Origin of the sequence: Capnocytophaga endodontalis (assembly GCF_002209445.1) — a bacterium.
In the GTDB taxonomy this organism is placed as follows: domain Bacteria; phylum Bacteroidota; class Bacteroidia; order Flavobacteriales; family Flavobacteriaceae; genus Capnocytophaga; species Capnocytophaga periodontitidis.
Genome location: NZ_CP022022.1, coordinates 548,183 through 561,100, shown reverse-complemented (window position 1 = coordinate 561,100; position 12,918 = coordinate 548,183). Strand labels below are relative to the sequence as shown.

15 protein-coding genes are annotated in these 12,918 nt (G+C 37.5%); 10 read left to right on the top strand and 5 right to left on the bottom strand.

Annotated features, from left to right (window positions below):
• Positions 1–172 precede the first annotated feature (172 nt).
• From CBG49_RS02730 to CBG49_RS02715, 4 genes are all read right to left on the bottom strand, one after another.
• On the bottom strand, positions 173–619 hold the full coding sequence (locus CBG49_RS02730; protein ID WP_088593277.1) for a hypothetical protein: 447 nt from the start codon (positions 617–619) through the stop codon (positions 173–175).
• A gap of 4 nt (positions 620–623) precedes the next feature.
• Positions 624–1,124, bottom strand: coding sequence for a Panacea domain-containing protein (locus CBG49_RS02725; protein WP_088593276.1), 501 nt, complete (start codon positions 1,122–1,124; stop codon positions 624–626).
• A gap of 349 nt (positions 1,125–1,473) precedes the next feature.
• Complete coding sequence (locus CBG49_RS02720) at positions 1,474–2,292, bottom strand: class I SAM-dependent methyltransferase (RefSeq protein ID WP_088593275.1); 819 nt, start codon at positions 2,290–2,292, stop codon at positions 1,474–1,476.
• A 93-nt stretch (positions 2,293–2,385) separates the two neighbouring features.
• On the bottom strand, positions 2,386–2,718 hold the full coding sequence (locus tag CBG49_RS02715; protein ID WP_009413063.1) for a hypothetical protein: 333 nt from the start codon (positions 2,716–2,718) through the stop codon (positions 2,386–2,388).
• 449 nt (positions 2,719–3,167) lie between these two features.
• Between CBG49_RS02715 and CBG49_RS02710 the strand changes: the two genes are divergently transcribed.
• From CBG49_RS02710 to CBG49_RS15815, 9 genes are all read left to right on the top strand, one after another.
• Positions 3,168–3,914 (top strand): acid phosphatase, encoded by a 747-nt coding sequence (locus CBG49_RS02710; protein ID WP_088593274.1) that lies wholly within the window; start codon positions 3,168–3,170, stop codon positions 3,912–3,914.
• A gap of 193 nt (positions 3,915–4,107) precedes the next feature.
• On the top strand, positions 4,108–4,899 hold the full coding sequence (locus CBG49_RS02705) for a hypothetical protein (RefSeq protein WP_088593273.1): 792 nt from the start codon (positions 4,108–4,110) through the stop codon (positions 4,897–4,899).
• 14 nt (positions 4,900–4,913) lie between these two features.
• Complete coding sequence (locus CBG49_RS02700; RefSeq protein ID WP_088593272.1) at positions 4,914–5,654, top strand: hypothetical protein; 741 nt, start codon at positions 4,914–4,916, stop codon at positions 5,652–5,654.
• Between the two features lie 38 nt (positions 5,655–5,692).
• The gene (locus CBG49_RS02695) at positions 5,693–6,412 is read left to right on the top strand and encodes a hypothetical protein (protein WP_088593271.1); all 720 of its coding nucleotides are present in this window, start codon (positions 5,693–5,695) and stop codon (positions 6,410–6,412) included.
• 18 nt (positions 6,413–6,430) lie between these two features.
• Positions 6,431–6,943 carry a YfbM family protein gene (locus CBG49_RS02690; RefSeq protein WP_167372065.1) on the top strand — a complete coding sequence of 171 codons (513 nt, stop codon included), beginning with the start codon at positions 6,431–6,433 and terminating at the stop codon, positions 6,941–6,943.
• 269 nt (positions 6,944–7,212) lie between these two features.
• Positions 7,213–7,911: a WG repeat-containing protein gene (locus tag CBG49_RS02685; RefSeq protein WP_088595244.1), complete on the top strand. Its 699-nt coding sequence runs from the start codon at positions 7,213–7,215 to the stop codon at positions 7,909–7,911.
• 107 nt (positions 7,912–8,018) lie between these two features.
• Positions 8,019–8,516 (top strand): YfbM family protein, encoded by a 498-nt coding sequence (locus tag CBG49_RS02680; RefSeq protein WP_088593269.1) that lies wholly within the window; start codon positions 8,019–8,021, stop codon positions 8,514–8,516.
• A gap of 159 nt (positions 8,517–8,675) precedes the next feature.
• Positions 8,676–9,284 carry a hypothetical protein gene (locus CBG49_RS02675; RefSeq protein ID WP_009413053.1) on the top strand — a complete coding sequence of 203 codons (609 nt, stop codon included), beginning with the start codon at positions 8,676–8,678 and terminating at the stop codon, positions 9,282–9,284.
• A 223-nt stretch (positions 9,285–9,507) separates the two neighbouring features.
• Positions 9,508–9,822, top strand: a complete 315-nt coding sequence (locus tag CBG49_RS15815) for a hypothetical protein (protein WP_162613454.1) — start codon at positions 9,508–9,510, stop codon at positions 9,820–9,822.
• A 41-nt stretch (positions 9,823–9,863) separates the two neighbouring features.
• Here the strand turns inward: CBG49_RS15815 and CBG49_RS02660 are convergent, their stop codons facing one another.
• Positions 9,864–12,092, bottom strand: a complete 2,229-nt coding sequence (locus tag CBG49_RS02660) for an FAD-dependent oxidoreductase (RefSeq protein WP_088593266.1) — start codon at positions 12,090–12,092, stop codon at positions 9,864–9,866.
• Positions 12,093–12,180: 88 nt separating this feature from the next.
• Here CBG49_RS02660 and CBG49_RS02655 point away from each other — a divergent pair, with 88 nt between their 5' ends.
• Entirely contained in the window at positions 12,181–12,888 is a 708-nt protein-coding gene (locus CBG49_RS02655; RefSeq protein WP_088593265.1) for a response regulator transcription factor, read from the top strand.
• The last annotated feature ends 30 nt before the right edge of the window (positions 12,889–12,918 follow it).

The window sequence follows — 12,918 nt, the reverse complement described above, 5'->3', positions numbered from 1 at the left end:
TTTTTATCTAAAAAATATATCTATAAAAATACCTTATTAAAACCGACTTTATTGCAGCCGTTTTTAAGCGTTATTATACTTAGTTATTAATAGGAGAGAAGTGTTATAAAAACGCCTTATTTGAAGTTTTTAGTCTTTAAAAATTAAAAAAGCACTCAATTGAGTGCTTTTGTTATAAAAAACCAAAATTTTTCTTTTCTTTGTTTGTAATGGTATCGGCAAAGGTAATAGTAAGGTGTATTTTCTTCAGTAAATCATCAGTTACATTACCTACAACTATTTCAGGTTTTTTGCTAATAACTTCTATAATATATTCTATCTTCCATTTTATAAGTTGTGAACAATCTACAAAGCTATCATATTTTAGAAATGGGTGGTCTCGTTGTAAAATAGGAAGATGTAATTTTCTTAAATCATCTGTTTTAAAAATATTGGAATTGATTTCAGTATTGATAATTACTCCAGCAATATTGTATTTGTTTAATGCTACAACTACACAATATTTTGAATAGTTTACATTAAAATCAGGTATTTTTATAAGTAGTGCTTTTCCAATATCTATTTGTCTTTCAGCATATTCCTTTCTAATTTCATCATTGAAAAAATCTCCTAAGTTCATATTTTTAGAAGTGAATTTGGTCAGTTAATTCATTAGCTCTTATATAGTTGAGCATATTTTCATCGGTAGTAATTACTTTAGCCATTTCTATATATGGGATTCCTTTTGGGTTGTTTAATTCTGCTTTATTCCAAGCCTTATCGTGTGATTTTTCAGTAAGTTCGTTGAAATTTAGTTTTCTATTTTCTTCAATACTTTCTTTCAAACAATTTATTTCGGATACCGATAACTCATCACTATCATATTCTACAACAGTAGAAAGTATATTTCCGTTTCTTTGGATATCACTGCTAAAATCAATGATATTTTTTATATTGGAAGGTACGGGACCATAATTCATTTTTATATAATGATCGCCTGTAATAGGTCTTCCCCATTTTACTAAATGCTTTTGGTCGGCAAAATAAAGTATCTTGCAAACTTTATGTATATCACAACCTTCTTCTATTTCATTTAAGATAAAGAAGACTGAGTGAATTGATTTGTCTTTGTTAAAACTAAACATAATGATTCATTTTGGTAATGCAAAAGTAAGTATTATTTTGTTACTTACAAACTCATAAGCAAAAAATGTTCCACGTGAAACCATCTGACTCCTGACCCCTATTCCCTAAAAATAATCATTTTCTATTTTAAATTAAAAATCTATAAAAATAACTTATTAAAACCGACTTTATTACAGCTGTTTTTAATCGTTATTTTTAAAAAGTGATATACTTAGTTATTGATAAGGGAGAAGTGTTGTAAAAACGCCTTATTTAAAGTTTTTGCTATTTTTAGCTTCAAAAATATTAAAAATAGGTAAGTCTTACCTCTTATCTCTTAAAAAATAGGTAAGTCTTACCTCTTATCTCTTACTTCTTACCTAAAATGTAAATTTGTGATGAGTATTCTCCTTTGCGCCAACCGTAGTAGTTAGAACGGAGTCCGTTGATGAATCCTTTGAGAAATGATTTCTTACCAGTTTTGTATTGTTCGGAAAGCATACTCACGTAGAAGGCATCAAAGAGCATAGGGTGGGTAGCGAGGAGGTGAAAACCTTCTTTAGCAAAAAGCTGCTCGATACTCTTTTTGGAGAAATGCCATAAGTGTCGGGGTACATCATAAGCAGCCCAATGTTCCTTATAGTGCTGAGCATCCCAAGAGCGATAGTTGGGCACTGCTATTACAGCAATACCGTTTTCTTTTAGTAAGTTGCTGATAATCTGTATTTCTTGTGTTACATCGGGTACATGTTCTAGTACGTGCCACATAGTAATCACATCAAAAGAATGGGGGAGGAGTTCGCTAAAATCAGCTTGTAGCAATAAGCCTTTTTTCTCTGCTTTGGCACGTGCTTTCTCGTTGGGCTCAATGCCCATAGCCTCCCAATGAGCGTATTTTTTGCTACTCAACACAAAGTCGCCTGTACCCGCCCCTATGTCGAGGAGGTGTATATTTCCTTTTTTGTATTGCTTGATGAGTGCAATTTTATGCTTTAGGTTATAGCTTTTCACCCATTGGTAGAGTCTGTCGAATAGCGTTTTACGGCTATCGGTATGTGAGATATATGCCTCACTTTCGTAGTATTTACCCAGCTCATCAGGAACGGGATTTGTTCTGTAAAGTTCTAATACTGAATCATATACAAGAGTAAATTCCTCTTGGGATATACTGTAATCTTTAATTGTCATCAGGTGTGAGCCACAGGGGCAGTTTAATTATTAATTATTAATTGTTAATTGAAAAAAAATGTTCCACGTGGAACATTTCTTACCTCTTACTTCTTATCTCTTCCCTCGAAGAAAGGCGTATAGTTTTCGTGTTTTTAGGTAGTTGAGGTTATCATCGTTTTCGTAGGCTTCGCGTTCAAAGATGATATTGCGATAGGCACGATATTTATCTTTATACTTTAGGTATTTAATTCCGAAGTCTATAAGGTACCAGATATAGAAAAAAATCACCAAGAGTTCACGTTGTTGAGCGAGGTGTATGCGTTCGTGATTGATAAACTGAGGGTCTTCTAATAGTCGCGGATTATTTGTAAATACAAAAGGGTAGAGGGTAATTCCTGCAAAGCCTTTGGGTACGAAAAATTTATTTACGATAAAACGTTTCATTTAGGTAAGAGTTAAGAGATAAGAGTTAAGATGGTGCAAAGGTAATAAATTAATTAACAATTATCAATTTATAATTAACAATTCGCAATTGTGAATTGTTAATTGTTAATTGAAAAAATGTTCCACGTGGAACATTTTTTTAGCAAATGAGAGGTGATGGGGTACGAGCTATAAGCTCGCACCAGCAGAGGGAATATTAGGTGTTTTCTCTTTAAAAAGTCACTTTTTCGACTTGTCCCCCTTCGGGGGTTCGGGGGCTATTCTCGAGTAATTTCAAACTCACTTTTCCAGCTTGTCCCTCTTCGGGAAAACTAATGAATGCTCATAGCTGGGTATGTGCAGGGCTATCCCTAACTAAATGATTTGAGATTTATTCTTTTATTGCTTGTATTTTTATTTATTAATTCTTATTTTTGTCGGCGTATTTTAACCATAAAAACAATATTAGTATGAAAAAACATTCTATTTGGGTAGGCTTCTTTGCTTTTATGACCCTTGGTACTTTTGTACAAGCACAGGAAAAAGAATCACATCATTATCTTTCTTTAGAAGATGTAGCAAGTAGTTTAGAACTCCTGCCCCCTCCTCCTGCTGTGAATAGTATTCTTTTCTTGAATGATGAGGCTCAATACCGCTGGGGCAAAATGCAACGCCCTACACCGCGCGGTGACCAAGCTGTGAGTGATGCACGTTTATACGGCGATGGAGTAGCTAAATCGTTTTCGCAGGCTTTTGGGATGACAATTTCTAAAGAAGCAACTCCAGAAATTTACAAACTCATCAGTCATTTTCGTGAAGATGCCGGCGATTATGCTACCCGTAGTGCTAAAGAGCACTATATGCGTATACGTCCGTTTACCTTCTACAATGAAGATACTTGTAACACCGAACAACAACAAGGACTCTCTACTAACGGTTCTTATCCTTCAGGACATACGGCTATTGGTTGGGCTACTGCCTTGGTGTTGGCTGAAATCAATGTAGAGCGCCAGAACGAAATCCTCAAACGCGGTTATGAAATCGGACAGAGTAGAGTGATTTGTGGTTATCACTTCCAAAGTGATGTAGATGCCGGCAGACTTGTTGCCAGTGCTGTAGTTGCCCGCTTGCACGCCAATAAAGAGTTTATGGAACAACTCACTAAAGCAAAAGTAGAATTTACTAAACTTTCAGGACGATCAGGTAATAAACGATAGGTTTTAGGAGTTAGATACTAACAACTAAACACTAATAAAATAAATCAAGAATTTTTTAAAAAAAAGATATATTGTTTTATTAGAAGTTACAGTGAGAATTGCTTTTGCACCTTCTCCCCCTTTTGGGGTTTTGGGGCTATATTTAAAAGGTACTTAACTCAACTTTTTGATTGCTATTAATAACTAATAATATATGAAAAAAATGCTTTTTCTGTGTTTGTTTCCTTCATTGGGAATGGCACAAATTGTCAATCCTCCCATTACTCGTGCTGATAAGGAGCTGAAAGGAGAGGTGAAAATGATGGTAGAACGTACGTATGATGTGTATCGTGGCGACCTTAAACAAAAACGCCTTGCTACCGAAAATCGTTATGTGTTTGATAAAGCGGGATATGCTACAGACTCTGAACAGCGTTATAGCGGTAATAGTTTGCGTTACCAGTATGTATATGATGCTGCACAACATCCTTTGGAGGTAACGATTACCAAAACGGCTCACGGTGGTTTGCTTATTTCTACGGGTAAATATGAATACGATGCTCAAGGGAAATTGCTTTCTTATCGTATGCTAATGCAGGGGAGTGCTTCGCCTACGCAGGTGTATACTTTTAATAAGTGGGATAGCAATGGCAACCCTGTTGAAGGTCTTTTACAAACGGATAAAGAGAAAGCTAAGGTGTGGCAGGAGTTCAATAAGCACAACCAGCGCACTTTGCTCAAGATGGTTACCGAGGGCAATACTTCTTCCGAAATACGCATAGAAGTGCGTTACGACCGTGAGGGTAGGGTAGTGGAGCGCAGTATTGCTGAGGGTAACACTCCCCCACAAGTATTGCGTTATACGTATGACAAAAAGGGTATCCCAACGGGTACAAACAACCAGCAGTTTAAACATACTTTTGACAAAAAAGGTAATTGGATTACTCGTACTATCTTTGTGAATGGGACTATCGTAGGGTATGTGGAGAGAGAAATTATCAATTAGTGTGAGATTTGTTTATGAAAAATATTATCTTTATCATAGTATTTACCATACATTTTGGGCTGTTGGCGCAAAATGAATATTCGTGTGCTGAGATGCACCTTAAAGGGAAGGTGAAAAGCATTGCTGAAACTACTCAGTATGCGTATCCTCCTCAAAAATTAGCTACTATGAAAATGCAAAGCCCTATCCCTACGCTTTATTCTTTTAACCAAAGAGGAGATCTCACTGAGAAAAGTATAGGAGCGGATATCAAGTATGTGTATCAATACGATCGCTATCAACACTATTTATCGGGTGGTAAAAAGTATGTCTATTCTGAGAAAATAAAGGCAGATATAATGTTTATACGCGTTAAAGATGGGGCTTTTTGGGAAGAACTTACTTTTTATAAAAAGATGACAGAGAAATTAAGAATAGATTATTTATCACCTGTTCACTGTAAAATATCTCATACCATTGCTGGAAAAGTGATTGATGAGAAGGAGATTTACTACCAAAAACCTTATTCGTATACGTATAGCAAAATTGATTACATACTTCGAGATGGTAAAAAGGAAGTCTATACTTATAACGACCAAGGCGAGGTAGCAACCATTACTTTCTACGACGAAAAAGGTGAAGTGAGTAATAGCTATCGTTATGAGTATGTGTATGATGCGCAAGGCAATTGGGTAGAGAAGAAGCAAACTTTTCAGACTCCTATACCAGATAAATACCCTGAAATTGTACGCAGGGAAATAACTTATTACGACTAATATATAATCTTATGACGAGGTATCTTTTTTTGATTTTTATGTTTATAGAAACAATTCATTTGCAGGCGCAAAAGGAATATACAACCGCAAGATTAGACCTTAAAGGGAAAGTAAAATCGGTTACAGAAGTGAGTTTTCTAAAGTATCCTCCTGAATTAGCAGAGACTAAAATGATAGTGGTAACACCTATCACTTACCGTTTTGACCTAAAGGGAAATCTTGTGGAAAAGAATATTGGGGGCGATATTGTATACTGTTATGAATATGATGCGCACAATCACTTAAAAGGCTGTAAAAGAATTAGTTATCCTGATAAGGGAATTAATTATCCTGATAAGGGAGAAGAAACGGCTATCAGCTTTTTATATGATAAAGCAGGTACTTATTTGGTAGAAAAAGTTGGCGAATCTGAAAGTACAACCTATCGGTATTTTGGTACTCATACTCAAATATCGTATACATCGTATACTGTGAAAGGGCGTACCACAATAGAAAATGACATCTATTACAAAGATAACGGACAGGTAGATTATACACTTCAAGGCGATATAAAGAGTGTTTATCATTATGACAATAAAGGTCAAATAACTGATATAGAGGTATATAACTTAAAAGGAATTAAACTTTTACACTATCATTACAAATATGTATATGATGATAAAGGCAATTGGATAGAGCGAGAAGAAATCTTTGAGAAGCCAGTACCAAAAGATAGATTTCCTGAAATTGTACGCAGAGAAATAACTTATTACGATTAAATATTAAAAACTATGAGTATGATTATGAATTTGCTCCGCATCTCTAAGCAGGAGCTTGAAAACTACATTCAAACGCCTTCTCTTTTTGAAGAGAAATTGGATGTATTGTATGAATCAGAAGACAATGATGATGCTTTTTTGGATATCGATAAAGCGTGGGGCGGTATTTTATATCTGCTTACTGGAAAGGCATTTGCCTCTGGAAGTCCTGAGGATGAAGTAGATAGCCTGAATCGTATCTTTTTCAGTGCGCAATTCTTTGATGAAGATATGGATGTAGGCTACGGACCTGCTCATTACCTTACTCCTGAGCAAGTAGCGGGTATTCATCGCAAAATAGCTTCACTTACAGAAGCTGATTTAAAAGCGCATTACGATCCTGAGGCAATGAGTGAAGAGGAGGAATTATACCCTTCATTGGATTGGAATGAGGAAGATTTTGAATATTTGTATTCTCATTTTCAAGCACTTCAATCTTTTTTTGCTACGGCAGCCAGTAGGGGAGAGGCGATGATTACTTTCCTGAGTTAGGGGAAAATATGGGCTTTCTAAAAAGTCTCAAAATCGCTTTTGCATCATAAACTTTGCCAAAGGTGCGAGCCGCACAAGCAAGAAACTTTGGCAAAGTTGATTACTCTGATTATCAATAGCTTTTGTAGTTTTTTTGTAAGAGCATTTTGAGAGTTATCATAAAAGTCTCTTTTTCCGGCTTGTCCCCCTTCGGGGGAAAGGGGGCTATTAAACTGATAATCAATATCTTTGTAATATTTTTTAATAGAATAACCAAAATAAACAATATGATGAAAAAATTCTTAATAACAACCTTAGCGCTATGTTGTGCAGCTTGTAACAGCGATTGGCGGAAACAGTACGATGAAGTACTCCCCACACGCACCGAGAATATGATGGTGCGCAAAGGCGATAAATACGGACTTGTAAACCCTAAAGGATTGGAAATCATCCCCTTGAAATACGATTATATCGATACCAATCCCCCTCAAGATATGCCTTTTTACGATGTTACTATCAACAATTTAAGAGGAATCATCAAACCTTCAGGTGAGGAAATCATCCCTGCTAAGTATGATTTTATTTGGTATTCACAAGGCGTATTTGTGGTAAAACTGAACGATAGTTATCAACTTTTGGATAGCCACAACAAAAGTCTTACCCCTTGGTTTGACGAAATTGATGTGTTTTACCAAGGTTTGGCATTTGCCAAAAATATAGGGTATTACGGTTTTTTAAATCCTAAAGGAGAGCTTGTACTGCCATTTGTATACGATGACGCAGATCATTTTAACGAAAGTGGTTACGCAATGGTGAAATACAAGGGCAAATGGGGAATGATTGACAAAAAAGGAAATACAAAACTCCCATTTGAATATGAACACGCTGAGCCTTATTCAGAACCTACCGAAGAATGGGAAGATTATTATTATATGCTCATCAAAAATGGCAAAGAACTGACTATAGATAAGGAAGGTAATTTCTTATAAATTTGATAATTCAATGTTTTATTAATTTTTCACCTAATTTGCTAATTTCCAAATTTGCTAATTATACACTACCTTTGTAGTTGTTAATTTAAAAATCTAATTAAGTTATGAGTTTCATTATGTATTTGTCTCGAATTTCTAAGCAGCAATTACAAAGTTATTTAGAAAATCCAGCTCTTTATTACAACAGAGAGGATGATGATACCCGTTCTATTGATATTGATAGGGCTTGGAGCGGAATTATGTACCTTCTCACAGGAAAATCTTTTGTAAAAGGGAGTCCTGAGCAACCAGTAGATAGCATAAATCGCATTATCTTTAGCGAACAGTATTTTGATGAGGAAGCAATTAGAGATCTCGGAACCCCTTCTTATCTTACCCCTGAACAAGTAGCGGGTATTTACAAAAAAATAGCCCCAATTACCAAGGTAGATTTTAGAAAAAACTACAATCCTGAAGTGATGAGTCAAGACGAAAAATTGTATGCATTTGATGAATGGAGTGAGGAGGTTTTTGAGTACTTGTATGACTATTTTCAAATACTTCGATCTTTTTTTGCTACAGCTGCAAGTAATGGAGAGGCAATCGTTTCTACTGTTGGATAATTTTTTAAGTCTTAACATATTAAATTCAAAAAGTCCCCCGCTGGCGCAAGCTTGTAGCTCGTGTCTACTATAAATAGAGCTTGTAGCTCGCACCAAATTTGCTCATTTGTGAATTATACTCTACTTTTGCCCTATAATTAGCTAATTAGTAAATCAACTATGAAATATATCACTTCTTTGTTTTTGCTCTTAAGCCTTACCACACAAGCACAAAATGATTGGTTGCGCTATAGTACCTTGAGTGCTAAAGGTGGGATAAACTTTGCTAACCTTTCTTTCAGAGGTGATGGTGATTACGATCCCGTTCAAAAACCTTACTTCGGATTTGTCTATACCGACTATGTATACGAATTTCTTGCAGGTAAATTTGAGCTCACCTACTCAGGTCAAGGTAGTAAATACAAATACTCCGAAAAAGGTATCAACACTTCCTACTCTATCCCTTATCTATCAGTGGGGTATGTAATGAGTTTTAGATTCTTTAAAGGAATGCGCTTAGATTGCGGAGGATCTCTTGATTTTGCTCTAAGCAAGGATGCTCAAATCCCCGACCAACGTATGATGGACATCGCTGGATTTATGGGACTTGAAATATACCTCAATCCACAACTTTCTCTTGAAGCACGTATCAAAGGCGGACGATGGAGTGTTACAAAAGATGATTATACGCGTGAATACCCTTTCCGCTACGAACCTAAAAATGTAGTCTACCAAGTAGGACTTACTTACTACTTCAATCCCGATGTTTGGAAAGATAAGAAAAATTAGAGAATTGGCAAATTAACCCTATGGCAATACCCATAAAACTCAAAAAACGTTGAGATATCTATCTCACTTTGCAAGAGGTGCTTACAGCAACTCAAAACCTTAGTGTGTCTCTTTTTGGTACTACAATAGACGATGACTTACAAGATTTTCGCGGTATCAAACTCATTGGTAAAGGTGAATGTACCAACGTTTCTCTTAGTAATTCTCATTTCTCAGGTTCGCTATGGCAAAACTTTCAAATTGCAGAAACCGAAACTTTTACTCCTCGTTTGAAAAAGAAAATCTTTCTAAAGAAATTAAAAACCAATTTGTAAAACATAAACTCCTTAAAGAAAAAGATAGATTTGTGTATTATGGATATTTAAAAGACAACCTTGCTGCAAATGTTCGTGGAGATGGTAATATTTATCTTTTCTATAAAGATGAAAACAATCCACTAAGCTATCAAGTAATAAAGTATGATATCAGCACAAAAGAATGGCTTATTAATGGCTATCAAGAGTGGAGAGTACACAGTACTGAGGACAAAAGTTGGTAAGACCTAGAGCCTAAGACTTCTTGGCTCTAGGTAATAAGACTTTAAGAAGCTGAACCAAAATCATCTTTAAAAATAAACGCTGCAGGGACTTTTTCGTTGAGAAGGAGTTCCTGCATTGCTTTGGTAAAGCTATGGGTTCCCACGATGTAATACTCACAATCGGTGAGGGTGTGGAGATGCTCCTTTAAAAAAGCAGCGTTGAGGCGCTTTTGGGTGGCGGTGAACACGGGCAGATAGCTATAGTTAGCCAAAGTGCTGTGTTGTAATTCGCTGTGAAAAGCGGCTGAGGTTTCGGTTTTATTAGAGTAAAACACTGCTACTTCACCTGCAAATTGCTGTTGTGCTAAGGTTTTGAGCATTGGGAGTACGGGGGTAATGCCAATGCCTGAGGCGAGGAACACGATGCGCTTATTTTTCGCTTTAAGAGTGAAATTACCCATAGGGGCGAATATCGTAGCGGTATCGCCTATCGCCATTGCGGCAACACTTTTCTTAAAACTGCTATCGCTGAGGCGCATTGCGAACTGCAAAGTGTCATCTTTAGGATGAGAAACCATTGAAAGCGGACGCAAAGGTATATCCAATGTGGTATAACGAGGGTTATCGAGGCGCAAAACGGCATACTGCCCTGCTTTATACGCCAAGTCTTTAGGTTTTTCAAAAGTGAGCAAGATAGTATTATCGGCGATGAGGTCTTTGGCTAAGAGTTTTACACAGCGTTCATCGGTGAGCGTTGAGGGTGCGTAGTCACGCCATTTCACTTGGGTTTTCATCTTGTTTGCCGTCATAAAACCGCTGTAAATCGCCCCTGAATACCCCCCACCTGAAGGCGCCCAAGCTGAGGCAAAGTACAAGTTTTTCAGCGGTGAAGTGGTGAGCTTATCGCGTTTAGGATAAGTCTGTTTCACCGATTGCACATAGCCATAGGGGGTGCCCTGCGGGTTTAAAGTGTATCTTTTTATCGTTTTGGCAGTCGCTACCTCATAATACTCCAAGTAATCAAGAATAGTGGGGAATTCGGCTTCTAAACGCGCTAAAAACAGCTGTGCGACTCTTTCCTTCTTCTGCTGATATTCCGCTTCGCTGAGTCCTTCCCATTCTTTGAGGTAATCAATGGCACAAATTACTCCTACCGTCTTTCCCTCAGGAGCTAACTGGGCATCTACCATTCCGTAATTCACAAAAGTAAATGATTTTTGAGCCCAATCACCTTGCGAATCGGATTTTACATCTTTCAGTTTATAGTCTTTTTGACCTTGAATGATGGTAGAATAGTGGTTTACGCCGAGTTTTTTCAAATCGGTATTGAAACCCAAATAAATGGTGAGCAAGGAACAGGCGAGTTCTAAAGGTGCCACCTTTTGTGCTAATTTAGAGCGATAAGGCTCGGGGAGCATCTGGGCAACTATAGGTTGGGCGGCATTGGCGACCACACTATCGGCATAGAGCGATTGTTTAGCTGCCGAACTGTTGAACGTATCGCGATAGCTCACCCCCACCGCTTGGTTGTTTTCCACCAAAATCTCTTCAACGAATTTACCCGTAAGCACTTGTCCGCCACGCTTTTCAATAAAGCGCACCAAGTAGTTAGACAGCGATTGCGAACCCCCTTTCACGAAGTTGCCCCCTCCGTTTAGATAGCTACCTTGTGCCATCAGGAAGTACATCAGTGAGAGGTTATAAGGGTCATCAGTATAATAACCTAAATTAGCTGTAAGCACGTTTTTGAGCGCTTCATTTTTGATATTTGCATCCAGCCAATCACCTGTGTTCATTGTAGAAGTTTTGATGATCGTAGGAATCAAGAAAGGCATCAGCGGGTAGAGCAATATATTGAGCCATTTGTTGCGGGGAAGCCGACGCATTTCGGCGTAAAGCTTATTGATAAGTTTAAAAAAGCGTTCAATTTCGGCTTTGCTATCGGAAAAATCGACGATGAGTTTTTCTTTGGCTTCTGCCCCGTGATGCAAAGTACACTGGAAGTTTTGCTTCTTCAAATGGTAGAATTCGGGTACTTTTAGAAATTCTACTTCCTCAAACACACCTAAAAGTTCTAAGATAGGACGTTTAGGGTCGGTTTCGTGGAGTCCGTCGATTTCGTGCAAACCTACTTCCATTAAGTAATCTTTGCGTTTAAAAGCGGTGGCACAACCGCCAGCGATGTAGTGTTGTTCGAGCACAATTACCTTCTTGCCCCAGAGTGCCAAAGTAGCTCCGGCGATGAGTCCGCCCAAGCCACTGCCTATAATAATACTGTTGTAATTTTTCATCTTTGAGAAATAATTATTAATTTTGGGGCAAAATTACGGCGGTTGCGCAAGTGTGACAATACGCAAAAATAACCATTTTTAATTGACGATGAGCACCTCAGCCTCTATGGAAATCTTGGCACAGAAGTATATCCCTTATGCCAAAATGCTTGCAAAAATAGGGAATAATGCTGTTTTTATAGTAGATAAAAACGAGCATTTCTATTTTATTTCCGATAAGTTTAAACTCTTTGGTTACGACGATATTCCTAAGAACGACAGTAGTGAAATGCAAGATTATCCGCTGAAACGACGCATTCACCCCGATGATTTGGCGATGAAAGAGCTCATAGATGAGAAGATTTACGAGTTTCTATCGTCCTTACCCAAAGAAGAACAAGTGCAGTACAAATACATTTACGACTATCGCGGAATGGCAACCGATGGCACTTATGGGCGCGTGACTAACGAGATGCAACTATTAGAAGTTACTGACGACAATTACCTCGCCTTAGGCATTATAGAAATTGCCCCTGACCAATCGGAGAATTTGCCGGTAAGGGTGCAAATGAAACACTGTATAACGGGGGAGATTATCCCTATAAAAATAGAAGAAGAGGACGCTTTTGCACTTACTCCACGGGAGAAGGAAATACTCACACTTGCCTCTCAAGGTTTTTCTAGCAAAGAAATAGCTGAAAAGCTCTTCATCAGCACTTACACAGTGAATAGACACCGACAAAATATACGAGAAAAGTTCAATGCCGAAAGCCTTATAGAAGCGATTAACATCGCGAGGAAAAAAGGGGTTTTGTAGGGTATTAGGTGTTAGGGGACAGGGGACAGG

What these genes read in the sequence shown, in the direction of transcription:
- CBG49_RS02730 (WP_088593277.1), bottom strand. Translation starts at nt 619, where the DNA reads ATGAACTTAGGAGATTTTTTCAATGATGAAATTAGAAAGGAATATGCT.
- CBG49_RS02725 (WP_088593276.1), bottom strand. Translation starts at nt 1,124, where the DNA reads ATGTTTAGTTTTAACAAAGACAAATCAATTCACTCAGTCTTCTTTATC.
- CBG49_RS02720 (WP_088593275.1), bottom strand. Translation starts at nt 2,292, where the DNA reads ATGACAATTAAAGATTACAGTATATCCCAAGAGGAATTTACTCTTGTA.
- CBG49_RS02715 (WP_009413063.1), bottom strand. Translation starts at nt 2,718, where the DNA reads ATGAAACGTTTTATCGTAAATAAATTTTTCGTACCCAAAGGCTTTGCA.
- CBG49_RS02710 (WP_088593274.1), top strand. Translation starts at nt 3,168, where the DNA reads ATGAAAAAACATTCTATTTGGGTAGGCTTCTTTGCTTTTATGACCCTT.
- CBG49_RS02705 (WP_088593273.1), top strand. Translation starts at nt 4,108, where the DNA reads ATGAAAAAAATGCTTTTTCTGTGTTTGTTTCCTTCATTGGGAATGGCA.
- CBG49_RS02700 (WP_088593272.1), top strand. Translation starts at nt 4,914, where the DNA reads ATGAAAAATATTATCTTTATCATAGTATTTACCATACATTTTGGGCTG.
- CBG49_RS02695 (WP_088593271.1), top strand. Translation starts at nt 5,693, where the DNA reads ATGTTTATAGAAACAATTCATTTGCAGGCGCAAAAGGAATATACAACC.
- CBG49_RS02690 (WP_167372065.1), top strand. Translation starts at nt 6,431, where the DNA reads ATGATTATGAATTTGCTCCGCATCTCTAAGCAGGAGCTTGAAAACTAC.
- CBG49_RS02685 (WP_088595244.1), top strand. Translation starts at nt 7,213, where the DNA reads ATGAAAAAATTCTTAATAACAACCTTAGCGCTATGTTGTGCAGCTTGT.
- CBG49_RS02680 (WP_088593269.1), top strand. Translation starts at nt 8,019, where the DNA reads ATGAGTTTCATTATGTATTTGTCTCGAATTTCTAAGCAGCAATTACAA.
- CBG49_RS02675 (WP_009413053.1), top strand. Translation starts at nt 8,676, where the DNA reads ATGAAATATATCACTTCTTTGTTTTTGCTCTTAAGCCTTACCACACAA.
- CBG49_RS15815 (WP_162613454.1), top strand. Translation starts at nt 9,508, where the DNA reads ATGGCAAAACTTTCAAATTGCAGAAACCGAAACTTTTACTCCTCGTTT.
- CBG49_RS02660 (WP_088593266.1), bottom strand. Translation starts at nt 12,092, where the DNA reads ATGAAAAATTACAACAGTATTATTATAGGCAGTGGCTTGGGCGGACTC.
- CBG49_RS02655 (WP_088593265.1), top strand. Translation starts at nt 12,181, where the DNA reads ATGAGCACCTCAGCCTCTATGGAAATCTTGGCACAGAAGTATATCCCT.